Source organism: Stenotrophomonas sp. Y-13 (genome assembly GCF_046267925.1).
GTDB classification, from domain to species: Bacteria; Pseudomonadota; Gammaproteobacteria; order Xanthomonadales; family Xanthomonadaceae; genus Stenotrophomonas; species Stenotrophomonas acidaminiphila_A.
Genome location: NZ_CP176501.1, coordinates 2,920,726 through 2,946,848 on the forward strand (window position 1 = coordinate 2,920,726; position 26,123 = coordinate 2,946,848).

Sequence of the window (26,123 nt, forward strand, 5' to 3'; positions counted from 1 at the left end):
TTTACAAATGCTAACATTTAAAACTCAGTTTCCGATTAGCTCGTCAACCAGCATTTCGGAGTTCATGGACTGCTGCCGGATTTGGATTGTAAAAAGTCCACACACAAAGCTAGCCAACGAAGTTCCAGACGGAATCCGAGAGGGGAGATTTGGAGATGACCATGAGGCTGTGAGCTTCGGATTTTTTGAGTCTGAAGCCACCTGCTCGGGTGGCGTTCGCTATGAAAAAACCGACAATGACGACGTCAGATGGGTAACGGATGTAATTGGATATAAAGCAAAAGAAAGCTTCTGGGTAAGCATTCAGCTCAATGTAGACTCCGAACTCCCAGTTGAGCGACTAGAGCAAGGCAAGCGCCCATATATTGCCAAGCTGCTTATGGAAAAATTCTCGGGCGGCCATGATGGCGAACTCCCAGTTACTGATAAGCCCATACTCCTTTCCGACACAGACACCGAGCTCGCGGAAAAGATAATTTGCGCAGGCACCGGAAGTGCAATGCCAGTCGTGTATGTTAGCCGCGACCAGAAGGAAGAAACCATTATAGATCCGAGCCTGCTTGCTAAATGGCTCTCTGGAATGGCGCACATTGTTGTAGAACCAAGCCGAAAATTCTCTTCACAGATTATGCGCCAAGTCTACGGAGAAAATATATATGGCGGGGCCGTAGCCATATACTGGCCAGACGGAATTGGAAAATGGACATACCTTCCAAATAGATGGAACTCCCCGGGGGCGCTACAGTCCGCGATTACAAAGAAGATTAGGCTATCCCTGCTCTATCAACGTCTACGCAGGGAATGCACCTGGTCATACTTGCAAGAAATGATATCTCGTCAAAAACTTGATGCACTCCGCGCCTCTGGCTCTAGCAACATCGATGAGTACATAGAGCATTTTGATAAAGAGATATCAGCCAAAGATGAGGAAATTCAGCGCCTAGAAGCAGAACTAGTGCGAGCCCGCTACAGCAGGCGGGAGACTCGCAGCTCTAATGGCGAAAAAGAACACTCAATTCACCTTGAGACCTCAGAATCAGACCTATACCAAGGAGAACAATTAGGCTTGATTATTGATTCACTTAAGAAAGCAGCAGAATCTTCAGAACCCCATTCCCGCAGGCGCAACATCTTTGATGCGCTAGTCGCAAGCAACGACAACCCTGGTGATCGAGATGAAATTCTCGATAGATTAAAGGAATTGTTGCGTCAATACACCGCCATGACCGCATCTGTTCGTGTGGAAATCGAGTCTCTTGGGTTCACCATCTATGAAGAAGGAAAGCACTACAAGCTTCTTTTCCAGGATGACGCACGATACCCATTCATCCTCCCAAAGACTGGCAGTGACTGGCGAGGCGGATTAAATGCATTTTCGGACCTAAAAAAGAAAATATTTTAGGACCAAGTTATTGGTTTTATCAAGAATATGCCGTGGACAGGCCCGCCCTGCCCACGGCATTGACTAAACTACTCTTCAGCAGCAATCACGATGCCGCGCCGGGTGACTATCACCCGCGCGTTCTGGCCGACCTTGAGGCCGGCGGCATTCAGCCAGTCGCCGCACAGTCGCAGGTAGGGCACCTGGCGGGGCTTGAAACGGCGATCTTTTTCCTTGGCGCGGCTTTCGTAGTACTGGCAGCCGACTTTCAGGGTGCGCGATTTGAGCGGGGTTCCGACCTGCTTGGTCATGACAATCTCCTACGATTCGTTCCGTCTGTTTCGCCTCCTGTTCAGAGAGGCGGCCGGGTGCTTGAACACGGTCGTAGGGCCGCCCGCAGCTTTTCCCTTTCGGGTCTTGCATGACTGCGCGCCACCCGGCCATAGAAAGCGCGGGGTACAGAAAAGCCACTGGGCTGTCGGGAGTGGCTTCCGCCTACGAAGGTGTGTTCAGCACCTGCGCAGGATCTAAACACTGCCTTCCGGCAGGGTCAACGTCAGACAATCCCCCGCAGCCGCCCCAGAGTTACCCGATCGCGCTGCTCCAGGTCCTGCACGGTTTCCACTTCGGTGAAGCCGCCCTGCTCCAGCAGCGTGCGGATGGCCGGGCCCTGGTCCCAGCCGTGTTCGAGCAGCAGCCAGCCGCCGGGGACGAGGTGGTCGGGGGCGCCGGCGATGATTTCGCGGATGGCGTCCAGGCCGTCGGCGCCGGAGGCCAGCGCCGGCGGCGGTTCGAAGCGCAGGTCGCCCTGCTGCAGGTGCGGGTCGCCGGCGGCAATGTAGGGCGGGTTGCTGACGATCAGGTCGAAGCGGTCCGCGCCCAGCGCGGCGTACCAGTGGCCGCGGCGGAACCACACGTTGTCCAGGCCGTGGGCCTGGGCGTTCTTCACCGCCACCGCCAGGGTGGGCCCGAGCAGGTCGGTGGCCATCACCGTGGCCAGCGGGCGTTCGCTGGCGATGGACAGGGCGATGGCGCCGCTGCCGGTACCCAGGTCGGCGACGCGCGCCATGTGCTCGGGCGGCAGCCGCGCCAGTGCCTGTTCCACCAGCAGCTCGGTTTCCGGGCGCGGGATCAGGGTGGCGACGTTGACCTGCAGGTCCAGGGTCCAGAAGCCGCGGCGGCCGGTGAGGTAGGCCAGCGGGTGGCCTTCGGCGCGGCGCTGCAGCAGCAGTTCGAAGCGCCGGCGGGCGTCGTCGTCCACCGGGTCGGTGGCGTGGGCGAACAGCCAGGCGCGGTCCACGCCCAGTACGTGCAGCAGCAGTTGTTCGGCCTCGTGCCGGGCGTCCTCGCCGGGCAGCCGGGCGGCGCCTTCCCGCAACAGCGCGGCAACCTGGGGGGTGGACACTTCACTACCTCTTCGCGGGACGTTTTCGGGACCGGGAGGATAGTCACCCGGCCTGCCGCTGCCTACCGCGGCGGCGCCGGCCCGGGATCGAGCCCGCCTATGCCGCCCGTTCAGGTTTGGGCCAGATGCTGGCTTGGAAAGCCGGAAAGCGCGCCCGATATCGGGGTGAGGGCCCGCTGCCGGGGCCGGATCAATAGCCAATAACTATTGATGCGATGCATTCAATTCATTTGTTTTATTAGGCACTGCCTATTAGCCTGTGCTCCACGGTTCACCACCCGTCCCTTCAACCAAGAGGAAGTTCCATGTCCCTTATCAACACCCAGGTCCAGCCGTTCAAGGTCAACGCCTTCCACAACGGCAAGTTCATCGAAGTCACCGAGGAAAGCCTGAAGGGCAAGTGGTCGGTGCTGATCTTCATGCCGGCGGCCTTCACCTTCAATTGCCCGACCGAGATCGAAGACGCGGCCGAGCATTACGCCGAGTTCCAGAAGGCGGGCACCGAGGTCTACATCGTCACCACCGACACCCACTTCTCGCACAAGGTGTGGCACGAGACCTCGCCGGCCGTGGGCAAGGCCAAGTTCCCGCTGATCGGCGACCCGACCCACCAGCTGACCAACGCCTTCGGCGTGCACATTCCGGAAGAAGGCCTGGCCCTGCGCGGCACCTTCGTGATCAACCCGGAAGGCGTGATCAAGACCATGGAAGTGCATTCCAACGAGATCGCGCGTGACGTGTCCGAGACCCTGCGCAAGCTGAAGGCCGCCCAGTTCACCGCCGCGCACCCGAACGAAGTGTGCCCGGCCAAGTGGAAGGAAGGCGAGAAGACCCTGACCCCGTCGCTGGACCTGGTCGGCAAGATCTAAAAGCGAGAAACGAGTGGAGAGGAGTGAGGAACGAGTAACACCTCACTCCCTTCATCCGGAAACACTCCCACCCCGCTCTGGCGGGTGTGGGGGTGAACCGAAGCCGCGTCGAGCCAGCCCGCTCGTCGCCCGCCAGACGCGGTTCCGGTTCACCCCTACTTTCCCGGCGCGTTGCCTGCCGCAACCGCGCCCTCCCCCCCGTTTTGCCTCGAACAAGGAGTTGCGCCGTGCTCGACGACACCCTCAAGACCCAGTTGCAGCAGTACATGGGCCTGCTGCGCCAGCCGCTGCGGCTGATCGCCTCGCTCGACGACAGCGCCGCCAGCACCGACATGCGCAGCCTGCTGGCGGACATCGTGGCCGCCGGCAACGGCAAGATCAGCCTGGACACCACGGGCAGCGATGCGCGCCGGCCGTCGTTCGTGATTGCCCGCGAGGGCGAAAGCCACGGCGTGCGCTTTGCCGGCCTGCCGCTGGGCCACGAATTCGAATCGCTGGTGCTGACCCTGCTGTGGACCGGCGGCCATCCGCCGAAGGTGGCGCAGGAGGTGATCGACGGCATCAAGGCGGTGGACGGCGAGTTCGCCTTCGAAGTGTACATGTCGCTGACCTGCCACAACTGCCCGGACGTGGTGCAGGCGCTGGCGCTGATGGCCATCGTCAACCCGAAGATCAGCACCACGGTGATCGAGGGCGGCGCGTTCCAGCAGGAAGTGGAGCAGCGCCAGGTGATGGCGGTGCCGATGGTGTTCCAGGGCGGTGAGATGTTCGACTCCGGGCGCATGACCCTGGAGCAGATCCTGGCGCGGCTGGACACCGGCGCGGCCAGGCGCGAAGCAGCGAAGATCGCCGCCAAGGACCCGTTCGACGTGCTGGTGGTGGGCGGTGGCCCGGCCGGCGCGGCCGCGGCGATCTACGCCGCGCGCAAGGGCATCCGCACCGGCGTGGCGGCCGAGCGCTTCGGCGGCCAGGTGCTGGACACCATGGCCATCGAGAACTTCATTTCGGTGCAGTACACCGAAGGCCCGAAGCTGGCCGCGGCGCTGGAGCAGCACGTGCGCGAGTACGAGGTGGACATCATGAACCTGCAGCGCGCCACCCGGCTGGTGCCGGCCGGTGCCGATGGCCTGGTGGAAGTGGAACTGGAGAACGGCGCGTCGCTGAAGTCCAAGAGCGTGATCCTGTCCACCGGTGCGCGCTGGCGGCAGATGAACGTGCCCGGCGAGGACGCGTACCGCAACAAGGGCGTGGCCTACTGCCCGCACTGCGACGGCCCGCTGTTCAAGGGCAAGCGCGTGGCGGTGATCGGCGGCGGCAACTCCGGCGTCGAGGCGGCCATCGACCTGGCCGGCATCGTCAGCCACGTCACCGTGTTCGAGTTCGACAGCAAGCTGCGCGCCGACCAGGTCCTGCAGGCCAAGCTGCACAGCCTGCCGAACGTGACCGTGGTGCTCAACGCGCAGACCACCGAGGTGCTGGGCGACGGCCAGAAGGTCACCGGCCTGGTGTACACCGACCGCGTCGGCGGCGATTCGCACCGGGTGGAACTGGAAGGCATCTTCGTGCAGATCGGCCTGCTGCCGAACACCGAGTGGCTGCGTGGCACGGTGGAGCTGAGCCCGCGCGGCGAGATCGTCATCGACGAGCGCGGCCAGACCAGCGTGCCGGGCGTGTTCGCCGCCGGCGACTGCACCACGGTGCCGTACAAGCAGATCATCATTGCCATGGGTGCCGGCTCCACCGCGGCGCTGAGCGCGTTCGACCACCTGATCCGCACGTCGGCACCGCAGCCGGCGCCGGCGGTGGCGGAGACCGCCTGATGTTCACCGCCCCTCTCGCTTTGCGGTGAGAGGGGCGGTTTGCGAACCCCGGCTTCGCGGCCTGCCGAACGCCCCTGCGCCAGCGCAGGGGCCGGGGCACGAAGCGGAAGCCGGAGTGAAGGCAAGGCGCAGCGCCCCGTGCTGTCTGCATGCACGACGCTGCGCCCCTGCCCTCATCCGCCCCTGCGGGGCACCTGCATGCGGCGCATCCCCGTGCCGCACCCTCCGGGCGGCTTTGCCGTGCGGCCTGGCCGCCCTGCCAGGCTGGCTGCCGACGGAGCAGGCAACAAGTTTCGGAGGCCGGAATGAACCTGCGTGACCTCAAATACCTGGTGGCGCTGGCCGAGCACAAGCACTTCGGCCGCGCGGCGGCGGCGTGCTTCGTCAGCCAGCCCACGCTGTCCACCCAGATCAAGAAGCTGGAGGAAGAGCTGGGCGTGCCGCTGGTGGAGCGCGCGCCGCGCAAGGTCATGCTGACCCCGGCCGGGCGCGAGGCCGCCGCGCGCGCGCGCGGCATCGTGGCCGAGGTCGAGCAGATGAAGGAGGCCGCGCGCCGCAGCCGCGACCCGGAGGCCGGCACCGTGCGCCTGGGCATTTTCCCCACGCTGGGGCCGTACCTGCTGCCGCACGTGGTGCCGGCGATTCGCGCGCGCTTCCCGCAGCTGGAACTGCTGCTGGTGGAGGAAAAGAGCGACGTGCTGTTGACCCAGCTGCGCAACGGCCAGCTCGATGCGGCGCTGCTGGCGCTGCCGCTGCACGACGACCAGCTGCATGCCGAGTTCCTGTTCGAGGAGCCGTTCGTGCTGGCCGCGCCCGAAGGCCACCCGCTGGCCACGCACGCCACGCTGCGCATGGCCGACCTGGCCGACCAGCGCCTGCTGCTGCTGCAGGACGGCCACTGCCTGCGCGACCAGGCGCTGGATGTCTGCCACCTGGCCGGGGCGCTGGAAAAATCCGAATTCCAGGCCACCAGCCTGGAAACGCTGCGGCAGATGGTCGCGGCCGATGTCGGCGTCACCCTGCTGCCGATGCTGGCGGTGAAGCCGCCGGTGGCGCGCTCGCAGAACATCCGCCTGCTCGGCTTTGCCGGCGACGACGCGCCCAGCCGACGCATTGCCATGGTCTGGCGCCGCAGCTCGGCGATGAGCGAGTTCCTGCAGCAGCTGGCGGGCATTTTCCAGCGCCTGCCGCCGGACCTGCTGGCCTTGTAGGCGCCGGCCTGGCTGCGCGGCGCGGCGACCCGGCAAGCGTGTGCCGGGCGCGCCCGGCAGCTACCGGCACGCCAGGGCGCACGGGGGCGCGCCGGGCCATGGATCCGGCACTGCGCCCGGTGTGGAGCCGTGCCCGCAACGCACCCGTCCGCGTACCCGCGTGCCACCTGCGCGCGCCTGAACCGGGGCCGCCGGCGCATTGCAACGCCGCCGCCCCGCCCCCATGATCGGGGTGGGTCGCATCCGTTCCACAATCCCCGCACAATAGGCCCCGGGCGGTGCCGCATTGGCGCCGCCTTTTGCATGTCTCTCAACAATTGCAGGAGTTTTTTCCATGCCGACCAACAGCGGCCTGCCGCCATCGATCGTCGTCTCCAGCCGTGACATGGCCCGCCTCGAGGCCATGCTCGATTCCCCGGCCCTGAGCCGGCACCCGGCCGCCGTCGCCCTGTCCCAGGAGCTCGAACGCGCGCAGGTGCTGCCACCGGAGGAAATCCCCGCAGGCATCGTCACCATGCATTCGCGCGTGGACTGCGTGGACGAACTGCACGACGAACAGCATTCCCTGACCCTGGTCTATCCGCACGAGGCGGATTTCGACAAGGGTCGCGTCTCGGTGCTGGCGCCGGTGGGCAGCGCCCTGCTGGGCCTGTCCGTGGGCCAGACCATCGACTGGACCGCCCCCGGTGGCCGCCAGCTGCGCCTGCGCGTGACCGCCGTCCACTACCAGCCCGAAGCCGCGGGCGATTTCCACCGCTGAGCGCCGTGCGCCGGCCCCGCAACAGGAACCTGCAATGACCCGATCCAAGCTCGCCCAGCTGCGTGAACTGTCCGTCGTGGTCGCCGATACCGGCGACTACGACGCCATCAAGCGCCTGCGCCCGGTCGACTGCACCACCAACCCGACGCTGGTGCGCAAGGCGCTGGACCTGCCGGTGTACGCCGGGCTGATCGAACGCGAACTGGAATGGGGCCGCGCCCAGCCCGGCGACCGCGCCGAGGTCGCCAAGGCCGTGGTCGACCGCCTGACCATCGGCGTGGGCGCGATGCTGGCCGCGCTGGTGCCGGGCCGCGTTTCCACCGAGGTCGATGCCGACCAGGCCCACGACACCGACGCGACCATCGCCAAGGCGCGCCAGTTCATCGCCATGTACGCAGCGGCCGGCGTGCCGCGCGACAAGGTGCTGATCAAGATCGCCGCCACCTGGGCCGGGGTGGAAGCCACCCGCGTGCTGCAGGCCGAGGGCATCGACTGCAACCTGACGCTGATCTTCAACCCGACCCAGGCGCTGGCCTGTTCGGAAGCCGGCGCGTTCCTGATCTCGCCGTTCGTCGGCCGCATCCTGGACTGGTACGTGGCCAATGGCCAGGCGCCGGCCAGCATCGACGAGGACCCGGGCGTGCGGTTCGTGCGCGGGGTGTACGCCGAGTTCAAGCGCCGCGGTTCGCCGACGGTGGTGATGGGCGCCTCGTTCCGCTCGACCGCGCAGATCGAGGCGCTGGCCGGCTGCGACCGCCTGACCATCTCGCCGGACCTGCTGGAAAAGCTCGACGCCGACCTGGGCGAGCTGCCGCGCAGGCTGGTGCCGGGCGCCGCCGAAGCGGTGGACGTTGCGCCGATCGACCAGGCGAAGTTCGACGCGGACATGGCCGCCGATCCGATGGCCACCGAGAAGCTGGCCACCGGCATCGACGCTTTCGCCAAGGACCTGCAGGCGCTGCGCCAGCGCATTGCCGACGAACTGGCCCGCTGAACGTTCGCAGGAGCGCACCCGGGTGCGCTCCTGCGGGCAACCGGGCAACGCCCCGGGTGTGTCAATGCACATGCGGGGCAAGCCCCGCATCTACGGCAACGGGTGGCTGCAGAAGATCCCGGGCTCCCGCCCTGCCGGCAGCGCATCGCCGCCGCGCTGAACCGCGGCCCCACGCAGGCGTGCGCCTTCGTGGGCGATGGGGCTTTGCCGGCAAGGCAGGCCGCGCCCCCAGGTGCGCGCCTGCAGACGCCCGGGCCATGCCCGAAGAATGTCCGGCCGCGAAGGTGCATGCGGGGCAAGCCCCGCATCCAGGCTCAGAAGATTCCCAGTTCCAGCCCCGCCGCGAGCAGCGCGCCGAGTTCGCGGCCGCGCGCCAGGTCGGCCTGCGGCAGCACCTTGGGCGCGGCGATCGCCTCCGGCGTCTGCGCATGGGTGCGCACCAGCAGCGGTTCGGCCACTTCGCGCAGGCGCAGGCCGGTGGCGATGCGCCGCAGTTGGGCGATGGTCGGCTGCCCGTCCGAACCGGCACAGACCACCAGCGCGTACGGCTTGCCGTCGCAGCGGCCCAGCAGCGGGTAGTAACTGCGGTCGAAGAAATCCTTCATCGCGCCACTGATCGAGGCCAATGTTTCCGGGGTGGCGAACACCACCGCATCGGCGCCCAGCACGTCGTCGGCCGCGGCGTCGGCCGCGCGCAGCAGGCGCACGTCCAGCGCGTCGCCGCCCCCCTCGCGCGCCGCCTCGGCGACCGCGCCGGCCATGGCCCGGGTGGCGCCGGTGAAGCCGTGCCACACCACCAGCAACCGGCGTGGCGCGGCCTCCGCCACCTCAGGCGTCCAGCCCGATCGGGCAACTCACGCCGGTGCCGCCGATGCCGCAGTAGCCGTTCGGATTCTTGGCCAAGTACTGCTGGTGGTAGTCCTCGGCGTAGTAGAACGGCGGCGCCGGGTACACGATCTCGGTGGTGATGTCGGCGTAGCCGGCGGCGCCCAGGCGCTGCTGGTAGGCATCGCGGCTGGCGATGGCGGCATCGAACTGCGCCTGCGTGTGGCAGTACAGCGCCGAGCGGTACTGGGTGCCGGTGTCGTTGCCCTGGCGCATGCCCTGGGTGGGGTCGTGGTTTTCCCAGAAGGTGCGCAGCACGGTGTCCAGCGCGACCCGCGCCGGGTCGAACACCACCCGCACCACCTCGGTGTGGCCGGTGAGCCCGGAACAGACTTCCTCGTAGGTGGGGTTGGGGGTGGTGCCGCCCTGGTAGCCGGCCGCGGTGGTCACCACGCCCGGCAGCTGCCAGAACTTGCGTTCGGCGCCCCAGAAGCAGCCCAGGCCCACGTCCAGCACGGCCAGCCCGGCGAAATCGCCGCGCAGCGGCTGGCCGTTGACGTAATGCACGTTGTGCAGCGGCAGCGGCGCCTCGCGCCCCGGCAACGCTTCTTCCGGCCGCGGCAGGCGCTGCTTGAACGCGCCGATGCCCAACCGCCCGTGTCCGATACCCAGCATGGTCCGCTCCTCAGGCCGGCAGGATTCCCGGCGCTTGCTCATCGTCACAGATGGGGCCGGCCGCGGCGTCGTCCAAGCCCAGCGCGGCGACGATGTCGTCGGCCTCGGGTTTGGCCGCGTCCGGCACGCAGACCCGCAGCAGGCCGAACAGCGGCAGCTCGCCGCCGGCGCCCAGCAGCGATTCGCCGAACACGAAGGCCGGGATGCCGGCGTCCTCCAGCGCGTGCTTGACCAGGTGCGCGTCGAACAGGTTGTTTGTCTGGTAGACCAGTCGCATGGGGTTGTCTCCGGGAAGGGCGGGCTCAGCCCGGGCGGCACAGGGCGTCGGTGGCGGCCACGCGCGCGCTTTCCTGTGCGGCCGCCTGGCGCCACTGCTGCAGTGCCGGCAGCGCGGACAGCGCCTGCAGGTAGGCCGCGGCGGTGTCGTCCAGCGCCACGCCATAGCCGTCGAAGCGGATCGCCACCGGCGCGAACATGGCATCGACGATGCCGAAGCCGCCGAACAGGAAATCGCCGCCGGCACCGTGTTCGCGGCGCAGCGTACGCCACAGCGCCTGCACCCGGTCGATGTCGCGCTGGGCGGCGGCGTCCCAGCGGTAGCCGTCGGGCCGGCGCCGGCTGTTCATCGGCAACTGGGTGCGCAGCGCGGCGAAACCCGAGTGCATTTCGGCCGCGGCGGCACGGGCCAGCGCGCGCCGCTGCAGCTCGGCGGGCCAGCCGCGGCCGCCCAGCCAGCGCTCGTTGGCGTACTCGCAGATCGCCAGCGAATCCCAGAGCACCAGCTCGCCATCGCGCAGCGCCGGCACCTTGCCGGTGGGCGAGTGGCGCAGGGCCTGGGCGGCGAACTCCGGCGTGTCCAGCGCCAGCACCACCTCGTCGAATTCGACGCCGAACTGGCGCAGCAGCAGCCAGGGGCGCAGCGACCAGGAGGAGTAGTTGCGGTTGCCGATCACCAGGACGGGGCGGGGCATGGGCGCTACCTGCGGGCGGGACGCCCAGCATAGCGCCGGTCCGGCAGCCGGCGCCCGGCTCGGCTAAACTTGCGTTCTATTTCAATACCCTGCGCCCCCCATGTCCGAGAACACGCCTGCCGCTGCTGCCACGCCGGAGACGGCTCCCGCCGAGAAGCGGGACTTCATCCGCCAGATCGTCCGCGAGGACCTGGCCAGCGGCAAGCACACCGCGATCAAGACCCGCTTCCCGCCCGAGCCCAACGGCTACCTGCACATCGGCCACGCCAAGTCGATCTGCCTGAACTTCGGCATCGCCGGCGAGTTCGGCGGGGTGTGCAACCTGCGCTTCGACGACACCAACCCGGCGCGCGAAGACCCCGAGTACGTGGCCGCGATCCAGGACGACGTGCGCTGGCTGGGCTTCGAGTGGAACGAGCTGCGCCACGCCTCGGATTACTTCGAGGCCTACTACCTGGGCGCGCAGAAGCTGATCCGCGACGGCAAGGCCTATGTCTGCGACCTGTCGGCCGAGGAAGTGCGCGCCTACCGCGGCACCCTGACCGAGCCGGGCCGCCCCTCGCCCTACCGCGAGCGCAGCGTCGAGGAGAACCTGGACCTGTTCGCGCGCATGCGCGCCGGCGAGTTCGCCGACGGCACCCGCACCCTGCGCGCCAAGATCGACATGGCCAGCGGCAACATCAACCTGCGCGACCCGGCGATCTACCGGATCAAGCACGTCGAGCACCAGAACACCGGCAACGCCTGGCCGATCTACCCGATGTACGACTACGCGCACGCGCTGGGCGACGCGCTGGAAGGCATCACCCATTCGCTGTGCACGCTGGAGTTCGAGGACCACCGCCCGCTGTACGACTGGTGCGTGGACAACGTCGATTTCGCCCACGACCCGGCGCTGACCCAGCCGCTGGTGGACAAGGGCCTGCCGCGCGAAGCGGCCAAGCCGCGCCAGATCGAGTTCTCGCGGCTGAACATCAACTACACGGTGATGAGCAAGCGCAAGCTGATGGCGCTGGTCACCGAGCAGCTGGTGGATGGCTGGGACGACCCGCGCATGCCGACCCTGCAGGGCCTGCGCCGGCGCGGTTACACGCCGGCGGCGATGCGCCTGTTCGCCGAGCGCGTGGGCATTTCCAAGCAGAACTCGCTGATCGATTTCAGCGTGCTGGAAGGCGCGCTGCGCGAGGACCTGGACAGCGCCGCGCCGCGCCGCATGGCGGTGATCGAGCCGCTGAAGTTCGTGCTGACCAACCTGCCCGAAGGCCACGAGGAAATGCTGACCTTCAGCAACCACCCCAAGGACGCAGCGTTCGGCGAGCGCCAGGTGCCGTTCTCGCGCGAGCTGTGGATCGAGCGCGAGGACTTCGCCGAAGTTCCGCCCAAGGGCTGGAAGCGGCTGGTGCCGGGCGGCGAAGTGCGCCTGCGCGGCGCCGGCATTGCCCGCGTCGACGAGGTGGTGAAGAACGACGCGGGCGAGATCGTCGAGCTGCGCGGCTGGCTGGACCCGGAATCGCGCCCGGGCATGGAAGGCGCCAACCGCAAGGTCAAGGGCACCATCCACTGGGTCAGCGCGCGGCACGCGGTGGAAGCGGAAATCCGCCTGTACGACCGCCTGTTCTCGGTGCCGGACCCGGACAACGAAGCCGACGGCAAGAGCTACCGCGACTACCTGAACCCGGAATCGCGACGGGTGGTTACCGGCTATGTCGAGCCGGCCGCGGCCAGCGCGGTGCCGGAGCAGTCGTTCCAGTTCGAGCGTACCGGCTACTTCGTCGCCGACCGCCGCGACCACACGGCGGACAAGCCCGTGTTCAACCGCAGCGTGACCCTGCGCGACACCTGGGCCGGCTGATGGGCAGGAGTGAGTGAAGAGGAGTGAGGAGTGATAAGAAGCGGATCCTGCCGCGTTTTCAGCTCCTCGCCCTCGCCTTGCTCCCCCGCCTTCTCTCTCTCCTCACTCCTCTTCACTTACTCCTCGCCCAATGCTCTACGCCCAAGTCCACCTGACCCTCCCGGCCTGGATCCACGAAGTCGTCGACACCCGCCGCGTGTATCCGGGCGACGACGCCAAGGTCGCGCTGGCGGTCGAGCTGTCGCGGCTGAACGTGGATGCGGAAACCGGTGGCCCGTTCGGCGCGGTGGTGTTCGGCCCGGACGACCGCGTCATCGCCGCGGCGGTGAACCGCGTGGTGCCGCACTGCACCTCGCTGGCGCACGCCGAGAACATGGCCTACATGCTGGCGCAGCAGCGGCTGCAGAGCCCGCGGCTGAACGACGTGCTGTCGCCGGTGACCCTGGCCACGTCCTCGCAGCCGTGCTGCCAGTGCTACGGCGCGACCATCTGGGCCGGCATCGACCGCCTGCTGATCGGCGCCAGCGCCGCCGACGTCGAGGAACTGACCGCATTCGACGAGGGCCCGCTGCCGGCCGACTGGGTCGGCGAACTGAACCGGCGCGGGATCGAGGTGGTGCAGGGCCTGCACCGCGATGCGGCGCGCGCGGTGCTGCGCCACTACGGCCACAGCGACGGCGCGCGCTATTGAGGCGCACGGCCGCGCCCACCGTCCGCGGTGCGTGGGCGGCCCCCTTCCGTTCGGCGGCCGATGACCGCGCCTGCACCCTGACGGCGCAGCGCGGTCGCGACACGCGGGCACAGGCGATACCCGCTTGATGCCGGCGGCGCTTGCGCCCGGTTCCGCGGACCGCGCAGCGCGCCCGGCCGCCCCGGCATCAGCTCATGTGCGAGCCTATGGCGCGCTCTTCCCCACCCTGCTCCGCCCCACCTCCAAGGAATCCCGATGACCGGCCTGCTGTGCTACTGCCGCCAAGGCTTCGAGCCGGAACTGGCCGCCGAACTGACCGAACGCGCGGCCCACGCCGGCATCGCCGGCTATGCGCGCACGCGGCGCAACGACGGCTACGTGGTCTTTGCCAGCGATGACGTCGACGCGCTCGACCGCGCGCTGCCGTGGCGCGGGCTGATCTTCGCGCGGCAGAAGCTGCGCCTGCTGGCCGAACTGCCGCAGCTGGACCCGGCCGACCGCATCAGCCCGATCATCGCCGCACTGCAGGGCCAGCCGCGCTTCGGCGAGCTGTGGGTGGAACACCCCGACTCGGACGCCGGCAAGCCGCTGGCCGGGCTGGCGCGCAGTTTCGGCAATGCGCTGCGCCCGGCGTTGCGCAAGGCCGGGCTGCTGACCGACAAGGACAACACCCGGCTGCCGCGGTTGCACGTGGTGTTCGTCGATGGCACCCATGCCTTCGTCGGCGTCGCCGACACCCGCGACAGCGCGCCGTGGGCGCTTGGCATCCCGCGGCTGAAGCTGCTGCCCGAAGCGCCCTCGCGCTCGGCGCTGAAGCTGGACGAGGCGCTGCTGACCCTGCTCACGCCCGAGGAGCGCGAGGCGCTGGTCAAGCCGGGCATGCGCGCGGCCGACCTGGGCGCCGCGCCCGGCGGCTGGACCTGGGTGCTGACCCGCCAGCACCTGCACGTCACCAGCATCGACAACGGCCCGTTGCGCCAGCACGTGCTCGATACCGGGCTGGTCGACCACCTGCGCGCCGACGGCTTCCACTGGCAGCCGGAAACGCCGCTGGACTGGATGGTCTGCGACATGGTCGAACAGCCGCGGCGAGTGGCCGAGCGCATGGCCACCTGGCTGCGCGAAGGCTGGTGCCGGCATGCGATCTTCAACCTGAAACTGCCGATGAAGAAGCGCTGGGACGAGACCCGCCTGTGCCTGGACCTGTTCGCCGCGCAGGCCGGGCGGCCGCTGACCGTGCGTGCCAAGCAGCTGTACCACGACCGCGAGGAGATCACCGTGCTGGCGATCCCGGCGCGCGGCTGATCGCAGGTGCGAGGCTCGCCCCGCACGGCGCATTGCCGGGAAGGCCGCGTGCGGGGCAAGCCCCGCACCTGCGGCGGTACGTCGTTGCTTTCGCAACCAGCGGCCATTCCCATGGCGCGGCTCTGGCACACTGCGAGCCTTCCCCGCATGGAGAGCGCCGCCATCGTCCGCCACGTCCTGTTGCGCCCTGTCGTCGCGCTGTGCCTGGCGGTGTGCGGCAACGCCGTCGCCGCGCCCGATTTCGTCGCCCGCGACCATGTCGGCGACGGTGTGTTCAGCGCCGGCATCGAAGGCCCGGCCAGCGGCCCGGACGGCGCGCTGTACGTGGTCAATTTCGGCCGCGACGGCACCATCGGCCGGGTCGATGCGGACGGCAGCGCCGAACTGTTCCTCACCCTGCCCGACGGCAGCGTCGGCAACGGCATCCGCTTCGCCGCCGACGGCACGATGTGGGTGGCCGACTACACCGGCCATGCCGTGCTGCGCGTCGATCCGGGCACCCGCGCGGTGTCGGTGTTCGCGCGCCTGCACGGCGCGCACCAGCCCAACGACATCGCGCTGGCACCGGACGGCACGCTGTATGCGAGCGACCCGGACTGGGCCAACCCGGACAACGGCCAGCTGTGGCGCATCGACCGCGACGGCCGCGCGCGGCGGCTCGAATCCGGCATGGGCACCACCAACGGCATCGAGGTCAGCCCCGACGGCCGCCGCCTGTACGTCAACGAGAGCGTGCAGCGCAATGTCTGGGTCTACGACCGCGATGCCGCCGGCGCGCTGTCGAACAAGCGCCTGCTGCTGCGCTTCGACGACCACGGCCTGGACGGCATGCGCTGCGACGCCGACGGCAACCTGTACATCGCCCGCTACGGCGCCGGGGTCATCGCCATCGTCTCGCCCGACGGCCAGCTGCTGCGCGAGGTGCCGCTCAAGGGCCGCAAGCCGACCAACCTGGCCTTCGGCGGCAGCGACGGCCGGCAGGTGTACGTGACCCTGCAGGACCGCGGCGGCATCGAGACCTTCCGCGCCGACCGCCCGGGGCGTGAATACGGGCGCTGAGCCGGAAACGGCGACCGCCGCGCGGCGTCTCATTCCACGCAACCGCGATCGGGCATGCTGTCACCCTTGGGAGGACACGCATGCATGCCATCGAACTGAAGGACCCGGCCGGTTTCGGCAATGAATTCCTGCGCCTGACCCTGCTGCAGGGGTTCCAGTCGCTGACCAAGCGCGACCTGGAGCTGTTGATCTTCGTGCTGCTCGAACGCGACGGCGCGATCGACCGCGGTGATTCCAACGCCAGCGTGGCGCTGCAGCTGCGGGTGACGCCGGCCAAGGTCAAGGGCCTGCGCCGCGACGGCTACGCGCGCTGGCGCGCGCTGGTGCCCGAGGACGCCGACGCCGCGCTGCAGCGCATCGCCGCGACCGTGCTGACCGAGGCCAACCTGCGCTCCGGGGCCAAGCACGTAAGCGAGCGCAGCCGCAAGGACGGCTTCCTGGCCGTGCGCATCGAGCACCCCGACGACGCCCAGCGCTTCGAACAGGCCATCCTCGAGGTCGGCGCGCTGCCGGTCTACGAGCGCAACCGCGAGGTGGTGGCGGTGCGCTTCGACACGCTGCTGAAGATCGCCGAGCGCTGGGGCTACCTGCAGCCCGACCCGCAGGCGACGGTGGCGGCGCTGAAGAAGCTGGCCCCCACCTCGGAGGAAGTGGCCGACCTGCTGAAGAAGGACGTGGCGCAGCTTCGCTGGGACGACGTGCGGCGGGCGCTGAACAGCCTGGGCGCCAAGGCGGTCAGCTCCACCGTCGAAGGCGGCTTGAAGGGCCTGCTGAAGCTGGCGTTCCCGTTCATTCCCGGCTGAGGCGGCCGCCGCTGAACCGGCGGCAACATTCAGTTGGCCTGCATGGGTTCTTGCGGCCGGTTTAACGGGGGCGGGCCAAGCATCGGGGGGCGTGTTTTCCCTCACTGGAGTGCGCCCATGAACATTTTTCGCCCGCTGCTTCCCGCGCTGCTGCTGTGCGCGGCCAGTGCACCGGCACTGGCCCAGGAAACCGGCAGGGCCACCTTCACCGACAAGGGCACGCCGGTCACGGTGACCTCGGAGGAACCGGATTCGGTCCGCGGCGACTACCATATCGACTTCGCCACGCTGGACCGCGACCACGACGGCTACATCAGCCGCCAGGAAGCCCAGGCCAACCCCACGCTCGCGCGCGAGTTCGATGCGCTCGACAGCCACCGCAGCGGCCGCCTGAGCAGGGCGCAGCTGGAGGGGTGGATGAAGAAGTGAGGCCGCGCGGGCCACAGGCGAATCCCGTCGTCCGTATGCGAGGTCTGCCGTGCTCCGTCCCTGCCTGCCCCCCGTTGTCCTGCTGTTGGCCGCAATCGCCGCCGCGCCCGCGCCGGCACAGACCGCGCCACGCGACGGTGCCGTCACCGCGCCATTGCCGGTGGCCCCGGCGCCGGTGCGCGCGCAGCCACTGGCCAGCGGCGCGGTCACCCACCAGGTGCGGCTGCCGGGCGAACCCGGCCAGGCCACGGTGATCGTGCGGTCGATACAGCCGGACAGCGTGGCCGGCAACTACCGCATCGATTTCGACGCGCTGGACGTGGACGGCGATGGCTTCATCAGCCGCGAGGAGGCGCAGGCCAACCCGGCACTGGCCGACGAGTTCACGGCGCTGGACAGCGCCCGGCGCGGGAAACTGGCGCGCGAACAGCTGGCCGGCTGGCTGCTGGATTGACACGCAACCCGTAGGTGCGGTGCTTGCCCCGCACGAGGCTTGCCGGGGACGGCCCCATCGCCCACTGCAGTGCGTTCCTGCAAGTGCGCTCCTGCAGGCAAGCGCGCCGTCACAGCCCCGAGGCGCGCTTCCAGAACAGCGACAGCAGCGGCGGCATGCGCCCGGCCAGGCCGAGCAGCGCGCCGCGCGCCAGGGTCAGGTGCATCTCGTCGTTGGAGAACACCCGGTTGATCGCGTCGAAGCCATGCGCGGCGACGGTGTTGTCGCTGCGCCGCACCCGCGCCCAGCGCCGCAGCCGGTGCGGCGCGGTCCAGTCGGCGCGGCGCTGGTGCGCGTCGTGCACCAGGGCGCGCAGCGCGGCCACGTCGCGCAGGCCGAGGTTGACGCCCTGCCCGGCCAGCGGGTGCACCACGTGCGCGGCGTCGCCCAGCACCAGCACGCGGCCGGCGACATAGTCGCTGGCCAGCTGCCGGCGCAGCGGGAAGGCCGCGCGCGGCGAGACCGGGCGCATCGGCCCCAGGCGGCCGGCGAAGGCGTTGGTCAGTTCGCGGCCGAAGGCGTCGTCGTCCAGCGCCAGCACCCGCTCGGCCTCGGCGTCGGGCAGGGTCCAGACGATGGAACTGCGGTGCGTGTCCACCGGCAGCACCGCCAGCGGGCCGGTATCGAGGAAACGCTGCCAGGCGGTGGCTTCGTTGCCGCGCGCGCTGTCCACGTAGCCGACCACGCCGCGCTGGCCGTAGTCGTGGCGCGACACCTCCAGCCCGGCCAGCGCGCGCAGGGTGGATTCGCCGCCATCGGCGGCGATGGCCACCGCCGCATCGACCCGGCGGCCGTCGTCCAGGCGCAGGCGCACGCCACGCTCGTCCTGTTCCATCGCCTCGACCCGCGCCGGGCAATGCAGCTGCACGCCGGCGCCGGGCAGTGCCGCCCACAGCCGGTCCACCAGCAGCCCGTTCTCGACGATCCAGCCCAGCTCGCGGCGGCCCAGGGTGTCGGCATCGAAGGCCAGTTCACCGCCACCGGCCGCGTCCCACACCCGCATGCGCAGGTAGGGATGCGCCCGCGCCTGCGCCACCTGCGGCCATACCCCGAGCGATTCCAGCAGTGCCGCGTTGTCGTGGGCGAAGGCGAACACGCGCAGGTCCGGCCGCTGCGCCGACCACGGCGCCGGCGCACGCCCTTCCACCAGCGCCACCTGCAGGCCTTCGCGCGCCAGCGCCAGCGCGCAGGTGCTGCCGACCACGCCCGCACCGACCACCACCGCATCCAATCCACCACGCCGGCTCATTGCACCTGGCTCCTGCACAGTGCGGGCACCTGCCCGCGGAAGCCCATCGCGCCACCGACCAGGAACGACTGCAGCGGCGCGGCCTGCGCGGCGGCCACCAGCCCGAGGCTGCGCAGCGGCCGCAGCAGCGGCGCCGGGTTGCCGGTCAGCCGCGCCAGCCCGTCGGAAAAGGCCAGGGTCTGCTCGCGGTCGGGGCCGCGGCGCTGCACGTAGGCCCGCAGCAGGGCGTCGGCGCCCGGGTCGCACGCGGCATCGCCGATCAGCTCGGCCAGGGTCAGCGCGTCGCGCAGGCCCAGGTTGAAGCCCTGCGCGCCCAGCGGATGGATGGTCTGCGCGGCGTTGCCCAGCAGCAGCGCGCGTTCGCCGACCAGTTGCCGGGCCAGCACCTGGACCAGCGGGTAGGCGCTGCGCGGGCCGCTTTCCAGCAGCCGCCCCGCGCGCCAGCCCAGTACCGCCTGCACGCGCGCCAGCCAGGCGGCATCGTCCAGCGCCATCACCGCCTCGGCCTCCGCGCGGGCCACCCCATGGACCAGGCCGTAATGGCGGTCGCCACGCGGCAGCAGCGCGGTCGGGCCGGTGTCGGTGAAGCGCTCCCAGGCGGTGCCGTCCGGTGCCCGGGCGGCGCGCACCCGCGCCACCAGCAGGGTCTGCAGGTAATCGTGTTCGCTGGCGTCGATGCCCAGCGCCTGGCGCACCGCGCTGCGGGTGCCGTCGGCGCCGACCACCAGCCGCGCGCGCAGGCTGCGCTCGCCCGCGGCGTCGGCGATGCGCACCTGGCGGCGGCCATCGACGCAGTCGCCCAGGCCGACGAACGTGGCCGGGCGGTAGCGGGCCAGCCGCTGCAGGTCGCCCAGGCGCGCCTCCAGCGCGTGGCCGAAATCGCGCGCCACCACCACCTGGCCGAAGGCGTCGCGGCCGTAGTCGCCGGCGTCCAGCAGCACGCGGCCGAAATCGCCGGCGCGGCTGACGTGGATGCGGCGGATCGGGCCGGGCGGGCCCTGCAGGCGCTGCATCACCCCCAGCGCGGTGAGCGCGTTGACCGTGGCCGCGGCGAAGCTGAGGTTGCGCTGGTCGAACACCGCCGGCAGCGCCCCGGCCGGGGTCGCTTCCACCAGCGCCACGTCCAGCCCCAGCCGGTCCAGGGCGATGGCCAGGCTGGCACCGACCAGTCCGCCACCGACGATCACCACATCATGAAGGTCGCTCATGCCGCCATGATAATGGCTCGGCCAGCGCGAACGCCGCCGCGTTGCCGCGCCGCACCCGCGGCGGTGGCGCGACTGCGGCTAGAATGGCGGCCTGATTCCGCCAGATCCCTCATCACCATGACCGCCAACGTCCAACGCACCTTTGTCCTGACCCTGCTCGTGCTGCTGATGGTCGGCACCCGCATCAACCATTTCGCGCCGGTCCCGGACGCGTCCTGGGCGGTGTTCTTCATCGGCGGCTTCTACCTGCGCGGCTGGACCCGCTGGGCGTTCCCGCTGCTGATGGCGCTGGCGGTGGCGATCGACTGGGCGGTGATCAGCGGCCAGGGCATGGATTTCTGGGCGCACTACTGCGTGTCGGCCGGCTACTGGGCGCTGGTCCCGGCCTATTTCGCGATGTGGGCCGGCGGCATGCTGCTGCGCCACGCCTACACCGGCGCCAGCTGGCGTGCGCTGGGCCTGTTCGCCGCCAGCCTGGTCGGCGCGGTGGTGGTGTGCCACCTGTTCGCGCAGGGCGGCTTCTACTGGACCAGCGAAGTCGTCGCCGAGCCGACCGTGGCCGGCTGGTTCAAGAACTACACCGACTGGCTGCTGCCGTACATGCGTACCGCGGCCCTGTACACCGGCATGGCCGCGCTGGCCCAGGTTGCCGCCGAGGCGTTCGCGCGCCAGGCGGCCGCCGACCGCGTCGCGCACTGAGCGGCCGCGCACCATGGGCAACCGGCTCTCCAAAATCTATACCCGCACCGGCGACGACGGCACGACCGGGCTGGGCGACGGCAGCCGCACCGGCAAGGACTCGCTGCGGGTCAATGCCTACGGCACCGTGGACGAGGCCAACTCGGCCATCGGCGTGCTGCTGGCGGTCACGCTGCCGGACGACGTGCGCGCGCTGTTGACCACCATCCAGCACCAGCTGTTCGACCTCGGCGGCGAACTGTGCATTCCCGGCCATGCCGCCATCCAGAGCGCCGACATCGACGCGCTGGAACGGCACCTGGACCGCTACAACGACGACCTGCCGCCGCTGAAGGATTTCATCCTGCCGGCCGGCGGCGAGGCGGCCGCGCGCTGCCACCTGGCCCGCACCATCGTGCGCCGTGCCGAGCGCGAGGCGGTGGCCCTGGCCCGGGTCGAGGCGGTGCGCGGCGAGGCGGTGCGGTACCTGAACCGCCTGTCCGACCTGCTGTTCGTGCTGGCGCGGGTGCTGGCGCGGGCCGACGGCCACGGCGAAGTGCTGTGGAACCACGAGCGCCGGCGCGCCTGATTCCCCCCGCGGGCCGCGCACGCCCGGGCGCGGCCGGTTACAGTGCCGGGCATGCTCGTATTCACCCACACGGCCTGCCTGGGCCATGACCCCGGCCCCGACCATCCCGAATCGCCGGAACGGCTGCGCGCGGTGCTCGACGCGCTGCGCCAGGCGTTCCCGGAGCAGCTGGACTGGCGCCAGGCGCCGCCGGCCAAGCTCGGCGAACTGGCGCGGGTCCACACCCGCGAGCTGATCGACGACATGCTGCAGGCGCAGACCGCGCCGCTGCGGCGGATCGACCTGGACACCTTCACCTCGCCGGGCTCGGCCAGCGCCGCGCTGCATGCCGCCGGCGCCGGCGTGGCCGCGGTCGACGCGGTGATGCGCGGGCCCGGGCGGCGCGCGTTCTGCGCGGTGCGCCCGCCCGGGCACCACGCCACCGCCGACACCGCGATGGGCTTCTGCCTGTTCAACAACATCGCCGTGGCCGCGGCCTACGCCCGCGACGTGCACGGGCTGGAACGGGTGGCCATCGTCGATTTCGACGTCCACCACGGCAACGGCACCCAGGCCATCTTCGAGACCGACCCGCGGGTGGCCTACTACAGCAGCCACGAGTCCGGCCTGTTCCCGTATTCCGGCAACATGCGCGAGCGCGGCGTGGGCAATGTCTGCAACATCCTGCTGCCGCCGGGCAGCGGCGGGTTCCGCTTCCGCAATACCTGGGCCGACGAACTGCTGCCGCTGGTGGACGCCTTCCGCCCGCAGCTGCTGTTCGTGTCGGCCGGTTTCGACGCCCACCTGCACGACCCGCAGGCCGACCTGATGGTCGAGACCGAGGACTTCGGCTGGCTGACCGCCGAGCTGGCGGCGCTGGCCGACCGCCATGCCGACGGCCGCCTGGTCTCCATGCTCGAGGGCGGCTACGACCTGCAGGCCCTGGCCGAATGCAGCGTGGCCCATGTTGGCGCCCTGCTCGCCCGGTGACGGACGCATGAACCCCGCCCGGCGGCCAGGACCGGTCTTCATTGCCCCCATGCAGGCGATGCGGCAAGCTAGCGGCCGTTTTCACTGAATCCGATCCGCGTGCGCCCAGCCCTCCGCCTGCTTCCCCTGCCCCTGAGCGTCGCCTTCGCACTGTCGGCGATGGCCAGCGAGAAGCCGGTGAACTGGAACCTGTGCCCGGCCACCGACGTGCTGCCGGCGTTCGACGAGGCGCCCAAGGCCGACCCGGCCGCGGCCGCCACCCGCGACCAGCTGCCCACCGACATCGAGGGCGACCAGCTCTCCGGCACCAGCGTCATCCCCCAGTACCAGGGCAACGTCGCGCTCAAGCGCGGCGACCAGTTCATGGGCACCGACAACCTGCGCTTCGACACCGAGACCGGCAACTACATCGCCGACGGCAACGTGCGCTATTCGGACTCGTCGATCCGCCTGACCGCCAAGCGCGCCGAGGGCAACCAGGAAACGGACAGCCACAAGATCAGCGACATCAGGTACCAGCTGGTCTCGCGCCGCGGCAACGGCAGCGCCGACTCCATCGACCTGCAGGGCTCGGTGGGGCAGATGCACCGCTCCACCTACACCACCTGCGATCCGTCGCAGCCGGTGTGGAAACTGGCCGCGCCGCAGATCGAGGTGGACAACGACGAAGGTTTCGGCACCGCCCGCAACGCGGTGCTGCGCGTCGGCAAGGTGCCGGTGATGTACATGCCGTGGTTCAAGTTCCCGATCGACGACCGGCGCCTGACCGGGCTGCTCTATCCCAAACTGAGCCTGTCCGGGCGCAACGGCTTCGACTACGCGCAGCCGATCTATTTCAACCTGGCGCCGAACTACGACGACACCCTGACCCCGCGCTGGATGAGCCGGCGCGGGCTGATGCTGGACAACGAGTTCCGCTACCTCTACGGCGGTGGCCGCGGCCAGCTGGAAACCGAGTGGATGCCGCATGATTCGCTGCGCGACCGGGAGCGCGGCAAGATCGCCTACAACGGCTACCACAATGTGGACCAGCACTGGCAGGCGCGCGCCAACCTGGCTTGGGTCAGCGACGAGCGCTACATGGAGGATTTCGCCAACCGCCTGCTCGGCGTGACCGCCTCCAACCTGCAGAGCACCGCCGGCCTGTACGGCACCGGGCGCACCTGGACCGCCGGGCTGATGGCCGACCACTGGCAGCTGACCGACTACACCCTGACCGAGGCCGCCCTGCCCTACAGCCGCCAGCCGCGCCTGTTCGGCACCTGGGACGACAGCTTCGGCCGCTGGCTGGAAACCGGCGTCTACGCCGAGGCGGTGCGCTTCACCCACGACGACATCCGCGGCAAGACCATCATCGACGGCGAGTACGTGCGCGACGGCAGCCTGACCCGGGTGGACGGCGGCTCGCGCCTGGACATCAAGCCCTACGTGTCGATGCCGCTGGCCGGCGCGGCGTGGTACATCACCCCGACCCTGGCCTGGCGCTACACCGCCTACGACCTGGACCGCGGCCTGGCCGACAGCATCCGCCGCAACCAGCTGGTGGCCGACGGCATCGACCCGGCCACCGCCACGCCGGAGCAGTTGCGCGGCAATACCACCCCGCACCGCAGCCTGCCCATCGCCAGTCTGGACATGGGCCTGTTCTTCGACCGCGAGACCGAGATCGGCGGCAAGTCCTACCTGCATACGCTGGAGCCGCGGCTGTTCTACCTGAACACCCCGTACCGCGACCAGCGCGACCTGCCGCTGTTCGACACCCGCGCCTTCACCTTCAGCTGGGGCCAGCTGTTCCGCGATTCGCGCTTTACCGGCGCCGACCGCCAGAACGACGCCAACCAGCTGACCACGGCCCTGACCACGCGCCTGATCCGCCAGGCCGACGGCCGCGAGAAGCTGTCGGCCAGCATCGGCCAGATCTCCTACTTCGATGACTCCAGGACCACCCTCGGCAGCGGCGATGCCATCGTCCAGCAGGGCAACTCGGCCTGGGTCGCCGACGTGAACTGGGCGATCAACGACCGCTGGACCCTGGGCAGCACCTACCAGTGGAACCCGAAATACCGCAAGGAAGACCTGGCCAGCGTCCGCGCCCGCTACCTGATGCCCGGCGACGGCGTGGTCAACCTGACCTACCGCTACCGCCGCAACCCCAGCACCAACGTCGACCAGCTCAAGCAGGCCGACCTGTCGTTCCTGTACCCGATCAACCCGCGCTGGAGCATCGTCGGCCGCTATTACTACTCGATGCTCGACAACAAGCCGCTGGAAATCATCGGTGGCGTGCAGTGGGACAGCTGCTGCCTGGCGGTGCGCGCGCTGGCCCGCCGCTACGTGCGCAACCGCGAGGGCGACATGAACAATTCCCTGCAGGTCGAGTTCGTGCTCAAGGGCCTGAGCTCGGTCGGGCAGGACACGGACCGCACCTTGCGCCGTGCTATTCTCGGCTACAACCGAGACGACCTGTACCTCGTTCCGCCCAGCAACATCGAGGCGAACGACGACGACTACGATCCGAACCTGATTCCATGACCAAGACCCTATCCGCAGTCCTCGCCACCCTGCTGGCGCTTGCCGGCGTGTCCGCACCGGCCGCCGCGCAGCAGACGCAGCCGCTGGACCGCATCGCCGCCGTCGTCGACGAGGACGTGATCCTGCAGAGCGAACTGCAGCGCGCGATCAACAACATCAAGGCGCAGTACGCCGGCCGCGAGCACCAGCTGCCGCCGCAGGGCGTGCTTGAACGCCAGGTGCTCGAGCGCCTGGTGCTGGTCAAGCTGCAGGTGGCCCGCGCCGAGAGCAGCGGCATCCGGGTCAGCGGCGAGGAACTGAACCAGGCCATCGCCAGCATCGCCCAGCAGAACGGCACCAACGTGGACGGCCTGCGCCAGCGCCTGGCCCAGGACGGCATCGGCTTCGACGACTTCCGCAGTTCGGTACGCGAGGAAATCATCACCCAGCGCCTGCGCCAGAGCTTCGCGCAGAGCCGCATCAGCGTCAGCGAGGGCGAGGTGGACGCGGCCCTGGCGCAGCAGAACGCCGGCGGCATGCAGTACCACCTGGCGCACATCCTGGTGGCGCTGCCCGACGGCGCCAGTGCCGAGCAGATCGCCACCGGCCAGAGCAAGATCGACGGCATCAAGAACCTGATCGGCAAGGGCGAACTGGACTTCGCCGCCGCCGCGGTGCGCTATTCCGACAGCCCCAACGCGCTGGAAGGCGGCGACCTGGGCTGGCGCAGCCTGGACGAGATCCCCAACGCGTTCTCCGCGCAGATCAAGGCGATGAAGGCCGGCGACGTGATCGGCCCGATCCGCGGCCCCAGCGGCTTCCAGCTGCTGAAGCTGGTGGAAGTGCGCGACAGCGACAATGCCGCCGGCACCCATACCGTCACCGAGTACCACGCCCGCCACATCCTGGTGCGCGTGACCGACCAGGTGGACAACGCCGCGGCCAAGGCGAAGATCGAGACCCTGCGCGCGCGCATCGCCGGCGGCGCCGACTTCCAGGCCGTGGCCAAGGAATCGTCCGACGACGCCAACAGCCGCGGCCAGGGCGGCGACCTGGGCTGGTTCCCGGCCGATGCGTTCGGCCCGGACTTCGGCCGCCAGGTCGAGAGCGTGCAGGACGGTGGCGTCACCGCGCCGTTCCGCACCGATGCCGGCTGGCACATCGTGCAGCGCGTGGGCACCCGCCAGACCGACGTGACCGACGACAACAAGCGCGCACAGATCCGCGACCAGATCGGCCGCCGCAAGCTGGACGACGAGTACAACCGTTTCCTGCAGGAGCTGCGTGGCGACGCCTACGTCAGCTTCCGCACCGGCGACCGCGCCGAGGGCACCGCCGGGCCGGACGCCGGCGCGTCCGAACCGGCCAAGCCCTGA

General features: G+C 69.4%; 26 protein-coding genes. 18 read left to right on the forward strand and 8 right to left on the reverse strand.

All coding sequences use genetic code 11. From position 1 onward, the window contains the following. The first annotated feature begins 7 nt into the window (after positions 1–7). Positions 8–1,402: a hypothetical protein gene (locus tag ACJ7VY_RS13200; protein WP_409475798.1), complete on the forward strand. Its 1,395-nt coding sequence runs from the start codon at positions 8–10 to the stop codon at positions 1,400–1,402. A gap of 68 nt (positions 1,403–1,470) precedes the next feature. Here ACJ7VY_RS13200 and ACJ7VY_RS13205 read toward each other — a convergent pair whose 3' ends face one another. Both ACJ7VY_RS13205 and prmC read right to left on the reverse strand, forming a co-directional pair. Next, positions 1,471–1,692: a SymE family type I addiction module toxin gene (locus ACJ7VY_RS13205; protein WP_409475799.1), complete on the reverse strand. Its 222-nt coding sequence runs from the start codon at positions 1,690–1,692 to the stop codon at positions 1,471–1,473. Between the two features lie 245 nt (positions 1,693–1,937). Continuing rightward, positions 1,938–2,786 (reverse strand): peptide chain release factor N(5)-glutamine methyltransferase, encoded by an 849-nt coding sequence (prmC, locus tag ACJ7VY_RS13210; protein ID WP_409475800.1) that lies wholly within the window; start codon positions 2,784–2,786, stop codon positions 1,938–1,940. A 305-nt stretch (positions 2,787–3,091) separates the two neighbouring features. Here prmC and ahpC point away from each other — a divergent pair, with 305 nt between their 5' ends. The 5 genes from ahpC (at position 3,092) to ACJ7VY_RS13235 (ending at position 8,440) form a co-directional block, all read left to right on the forward strand. After that, positions 3,092–3,655 carry an alkyl hydroperoxide reductase subunit C gene (gene ahpC / locus ACJ7VY_RS13215; protein ID WP_104939538.1) on the forward strand — a complete coding sequence of 188 codons (564 nt, stop codon included), beginning with the start codon at positions 3,092–3,094 and terminating at the stop codon, positions 3,653–3,655. Positions 3,656–3,882: 227 nt separating this feature from the next. Next, a complete protein-coding gene (ahpF, locus tag ACJ7VY_RS13220) occupies positions 3,883–5,475 on the forward strand; it encodes an alkyl hydroperoxide reductase subunit F (protein ID WP_104939539.1) in 1,593 nt (530 codons plus the stop codon). Between the two features lie 305 nt (positions 5,476–5,780). Further along, positions 5,781–6,686, forward strand: a complete 906-nt coding sequence (locus tag ACJ7VY_RS13225) for a LysR substrate-binding domain-containing protein (RefSeq protein WP_226049537.1) — start codon at positions 5,781–5,783, stop codon at positions 6,684–6,686. Positions 6,687–7,020: 334 nt separating this feature from the next. Then, the gene (gene rnk, locus ACJ7VY_RS13230; RefSeq protein ID WP_054667508.1) at positions 7,021–7,446 is read left to right on the forward strand and encodes a nucleoside diphosphate kinase regulator; all 426 of its coding nucleotides are present in this window, start codon (positions 7,021–7,023) and stop codon (positions 7,444–7,446) included. Between the two features lie 34 nt (positions 7,447–7,480). After that, the gene (locus tag ACJ7VY_RS13235) at positions 7,481–8,440 is read left to right on the forward strand and encodes a transaldolase (protein WP_409475801.1); all 960 of its coding nucleotides are present in this window, start codon (positions 7,481–7,483) and stop codon (positions 8,438–8,440) included. A 314-nt stretch (positions 8,441–8,754) separates the two neighbouring features. On the opposite strand, the gene ACJ7VY_RS13240 is transcribed toward ACJ7VY_RS13235, so the two are convergent. Genes ACJ7VY_RS13240 through ACJ7VY_RS13255 form a run of 4 tightly spaced genes read right to left on the reverse strand, consistent with a single transcriptional unit; the run spans position 8,755 to position 10,911 of the window. Further along, positions 8,755–9,267 carry a flavodoxin family protein gene (locus ACJ7VY_RS13240; RefSeq protein WP_202626345.1) on the reverse strand — a complete coding sequence of 171 codons (513 nt, stop codon included), beginning with the start codon at positions 9,265–9,267 and terminating at the stop codon, positions 8,755–8,757. 1 nt (position 9,268) lies between these two features. Then, on the reverse strand, positions 9,269–9,940 hold the full coding sequence (msrA, locus tag ACJ7VY_RS13245) for a peptide-methionine (S)-S-oxide reductase MsrA (protein WP_409475802.1): 672 nt from the start codon (positions 9,938–9,940) through the stop codon (positions 9,269–9,271). Positions 9,941–9,950: 10 nt separating this feature from the next. Next, positions 9,951–10,217, reverse strand: a complete 267-nt coding sequence (locus ACJ7VY_RS13250; RefSeq protein WP_409475803.1) for a DUF2007 domain-containing protein — start codon at positions 10,215–10,217, stop codon at positions 9,951–9,953. A 25-nt stretch (positions 10,218–10,242) separates the two neighbouring features. Beyond that, positions 10,243–10,911 carry a glutathione S-transferase gene (locus ACJ7VY_RS13255; protein WP_313230622.1) on the reverse strand — a complete coding sequence of 223 codons (669 nt, stop codon included), beginning with the start codon at positions 10,909–10,911 and terminating at the stop codon, positions 10,243–10,245. A gap of 100 nt (positions 10,912–11,011) precedes the next feature. On the opposite strand from ACJ7VY_RS13255, the gene ACJ7VY_RS13260 reads away from it, so the two are divergent. The 7 genes from ACJ7VY_RS13260 to ACJ7VY_RS13290 all read left to right on the forward strand — a co-directional run bounded on the left by ACJ7VY_RS13260 (position 11,012) and on the right by ACJ7VY_RS13290 (position 17,504). After that, complete coding sequence (locus tag ACJ7VY_RS13260) at positions 11,012–12,763, forward strand: glutamine--tRNA ligase/YqeY domain fusion protein (RefSeq protein WP_409475804.1); 1,752 nt, start codon at positions 11,012–11,014, stop codon at positions 12,761–12,763. 130 nt (positions 12,764–12,893) lie between these two features. Further along, positions 12,894–13,454 (forward strand): nucleoside deaminase, encoded by a 561-nt coding sequence (locus ACJ7VY_RS13265; protein ID WP_104939546.1) that lies wholly within the window; start codon positions 12,894–12,896, stop codon positions 13,452–13,454. 255 nt (positions 13,455–13,709) lie between these two features. Then, positions 13,710–14,759, forward strand: a complete 1,050-nt coding sequence (gene rlmM, locus ACJ7VY_RS13270) for a 23S rRNA (cytidine(2498)-2'-O)-methyltransferase RlmM (protein WP_409475805.1) — start codon at positions 13,710–13,712, stop codon at positions 14,757–14,759. 147 nt (positions 14,760–14,906) lie between these two features. Beyond that, on the forward strand, positions 14,907–15,818 hold the full coding sequence (locus ACJ7VY_RS13275; RefSeq protein ID WP_313248159.1) for an SMP-30/gluconolactonase/LRE family protein: 912 nt from the start codon (positions 14,907–14,909) through the stop codon (positions 15,816–15,818). An 80-nt stretch (positions 15,819–15,898) separates the two neighbouring features. Beyond that, a complete protein-coding gene (locus tag ACJ7VY_RS13280; protein WP_104939549.1) occupies positions 15,899–16,621 on the forward strand; it encodes a hypothetical protein in 723 nt (240 codons plus the stop codon). A 117-nt stretch (positions 16,622–16,738) separates the two neighbouring features. Continuing rightward, the gene (locus ACJ7VY_RS13285; RefSeq protein WP_409475806.1) at positions 16,739–17,050 is read left to right on the forward strand and encodes a hypothetical protein; all 312 of its coding nucleotides are present in this window, start codon (positions 16,739–16,741) and stop codon (positions 17,048–17,050) included. Positions 17,051–17,099: 49 nt separating this feature from the next. Beyond that, complete coding sequence (locus ACJ7VY_RS13290) at positions 17,100–17,504, forward strand: EF-hand domain-containing protein (protein WP_409475807.1); 405 nt, start codon at positions 17,100–17,102, stop codon at positions 17,502–17,504. A gap of 109 nt (positions 17,505–17,613) precedes the next feature. Here ACJ7VY_RS13290 and ACJ7VY_RS13295 read toward each other — a convergent pair whose 3' ends face one another. Then, entirely contained in the window at positions 17,614–18,792 is a 1,179-nt protein-coding gene (locus ACJ7VY_RS13295) for a UbiH/UbiF family hydroxylase (protein ID WP_409475808.1), read from the reverse strand. Further along, entirely contained in the window at positions 18,789–20,000 is a 1,212-nt protein-coding gene (gene ubiH, locus ACJ7VY_RS13300; RefSeq protein ID WP_409475809.1) for a 2-octaprenyl-6-methoxyphenyl hydroxylase, read from the reverse strand. The genes ACJ7VY_RS13295 and ubiH overlap by 4 nt, the downstream gene beginning before the upstream one ends. Positions 20,001–20,117: 117 nt before the next feature. On the opposite strand from ubiH, the gene ACJ7VY_RS13305 reads away from it, so the two are divergent. The 5 genes from ACJ7VY_RS13305 (at position 20,118) to ACJ7VY_RS13325 (ending at position 26,123) form a co-directional block, all read left to right on the forward strand. Beyond that, on the forward strand, positions 20,118–20,699 hold the full coding sequence (locus ACJ7VY_RS13305; RefSeq protein WP_240213218.1) for a hypothetical protein: 582 nt from the start codon (positions 20,118–20,120) through the stop codon (positions 20,697–20,699). A 13-nt stretch (positions 20,700–20,712) separates the two neighbouring features. Beyond that, positions 20,713–21,267 (forward strand): cob(I)yrinic acid a,c-diamide adenosyltransferase, encoded by a 555-nt coding sequence (locus ACJ7VY_RS13310; RefSeq protein WP_409475810.1) that lies wholly within the window; start codon positions 20,713–20,715, stop codon positions 21,265–21,267. A 51-nt stretch (positions 21,268–21,318) separates the two neighbouring features. Continuing rightward, positions 21,319–22,236: a histone deacetylase family protein gene (locus ACJ7VY_RS13315; RefSeq protein WP_104939554.1), complete on the forward strand. Its 918-nt coding sequence runs from the start codon at positions 21,319–21,321 to the stop codon at positions 22,234–22,236. 99 nt (positions 22,237–22,335) lie between these two features. Continuing rightward, entirely contained in the window at positions 22,336–24,768 is a 2,433-nt protein-coding gene (gene lptD / locus ACJ7VY_RS13320) for an LPS-assembly protein LptD (RefSeq protein ID WP_409475811.1), read from the forward strand. Then, the gene (locus ACJ7VY_RS13325; RefSeq protein WP_409475812.1) at positions 24,765–26,123 is read left to right on the forward strand and encodes a peptidylprolyl isomerase; all 1,359 of its coding nucleotides are present in this window, start codon (positions 24,765–24,767) and stop codon (positions 26,121–26,123) included. Before lptD ends, ACJ7VY_RS13325 begins: the two co-directional genes overlap by 4 nt.

What these genes read in the sequence shown, in the direction of transcription:
- ACJ7VY_RS13200 (WP_409475798.1), top strand. Translation starts at nt 8, where the DNA reads ATGCTAACATTTAAAACTCAGTTTCCGATTAGCTCGTCAACCAGCATT.
- ACJ7VY_RS13205 (WP_409475799.1), bottom strand. Translation starts at nt 1,692, where the DNA reads ATGACCAAGCAGGTCGGAACCCCGCTCAAATCGCGCACCCTGAAAGTC.
- ahpC (WP_104939538.1), top strand. Translation starts at nt 3,092, where the DNA reads ATGTCCCTTATCAACACCCAGGTCCAGCCGTTCAAGGTCAACGCCTTC.
- ACJ7VY_RS13225 (WP_226049537.1), top strand. Translation starts at nt 5,781, where the DNA reads ATGAACCTGCGTGACCTCAAATACCTGGTGGCGCTGGCCGAGCACAAG.
- rnk (WP_054667508.1), top strand. Translation starts at nt 7,021, where the DNA reads ATGCCGACCAACAGCGGCCTGCCGCCATCGATCGTCGTCTCCAGCCGT.
- ACJ7VY_RS13235 (WP_409475801.1), top strand. Translation starts at nt 7,481, where the DNA reads ATGACCCGATCCAAGCTCGCCCAGCTGCGTGAACTGTCCGTCGTGGTC.
- msrA (WP_409475802.1), bottom strand. Translation starts at nt 9,940, where the DNA reads ATGCTGGGTATCGGACACGGGCGGTTGGGCATCGGCGCGTTCAAGCAG.
- ACJ7VY_RS13250 (WP_409475803.1), bottom strand. Translation starts at nt 10,217, where the DNA reads ATGCGACTGGTCTACCAGACAAACAACCTGTTCGACGCGCACCTGGTC.
- ACJ7VY_RS13255 (WP_313230622.1), bottom strand. Translation starts at nt 10,911, where the DNA reads ATGCCCCGCCCCGTCCTGGTGATCGGCAACCGCAACTACTCCTCCTGG.
- ACJ7VY_RS13260 (WP_409475804.1), top strand. Translation starts at nt 11,012, where the DNA reads ATGTCCGAGAACACGCCTGCCGCTGCTGCCACGCCGGAGACGGCTCCC.
- ACJ7VY_RS13265 (WP_104939546.1), top strand. Translation starts at nt 12,894, where the DNA reads ATGCTCTACGCCCAAGTCCACCTGACCCTCCCGGCCTGGATCCACGAA.
- rlmM (WP_409475805.1), top strand. Translation starts at nt 13,710, where the DNA reads ATGACCGGCCTGCTGTGCTACTGCCGCCAAGGCTTCGAGCCGGAACTG.
- ACJ7VY_RS13275 (WP_313248159.1), top strand. Translation starts at nt 14,907, where the DNA reads ATGGAGAGCGCCGCCATCGTCCGCCACGTCCTGTTGCGCCCTGTCGTC.
- ACJ7VY_RS13280 (WP_104939549.1), top strand. Translation starts at nt 15,899, where the DNA reads ATGCATGCCATCGAACTGAAGGACCCGGCCGGTTTCGGCAATGAATTC.
- ACJ7VY_RS13285 (WP_409475806.1), top strand. Translation starts at nt 16,739, where the DNA reads ATGAACATTTTTCGCCCGCTGCTTCCCGCGCTGCTGCTGTGCGCGGCC.
- ACJ7VY_RS13295 (WP_409475808.1), bottom strand. Translation starts at nt 18,792, where the DNA reads ATGAGCCGGCGTGGTGGATTGGATGCGGTGGTGGTCGGTGCGGGCGTG.
- ubiH (WP_409475809.1), bottom strand. Translation starts at nt 20,000, where the DNA reads ATGAGCGACCTTCATGATGTGGTGATCGTCGGTGGCGGACTGGTCGGT.
- ACJ7VY_RS13305 (WP_240213218.1), top strand. Translation starts at nt 20,118, where the DNA reads ATGACCGCCAACGTCCAACGCACCTTTGTCCTGACCCTGCTCGTGCTG.
- ACJ7VY_RS13310 (WP_409475810.1), top strand. Translation starts at nt 20,713, where the DNA reads ATGGGCAACCGGCTCTCCAAAATCTATACCCGCACCGGCGACGACGGC.
- ACJ7VY_RS13315 (WP_104939554.1), top strand. Translation starts at nt 21,319, where the DNA reads ATGCTCGTATTCACCCACACGGCCTGCCTGGGCCATGACCCCGGCCCC.
- ACJ7VY_RS13325 (WP_409475812.1), top strand. Translation starts at nt 24,765, where the DNA reads ATGACCAAGACCCTATCCGCAGTCCTCGCCACCCTGCTGGCGCTTGCC.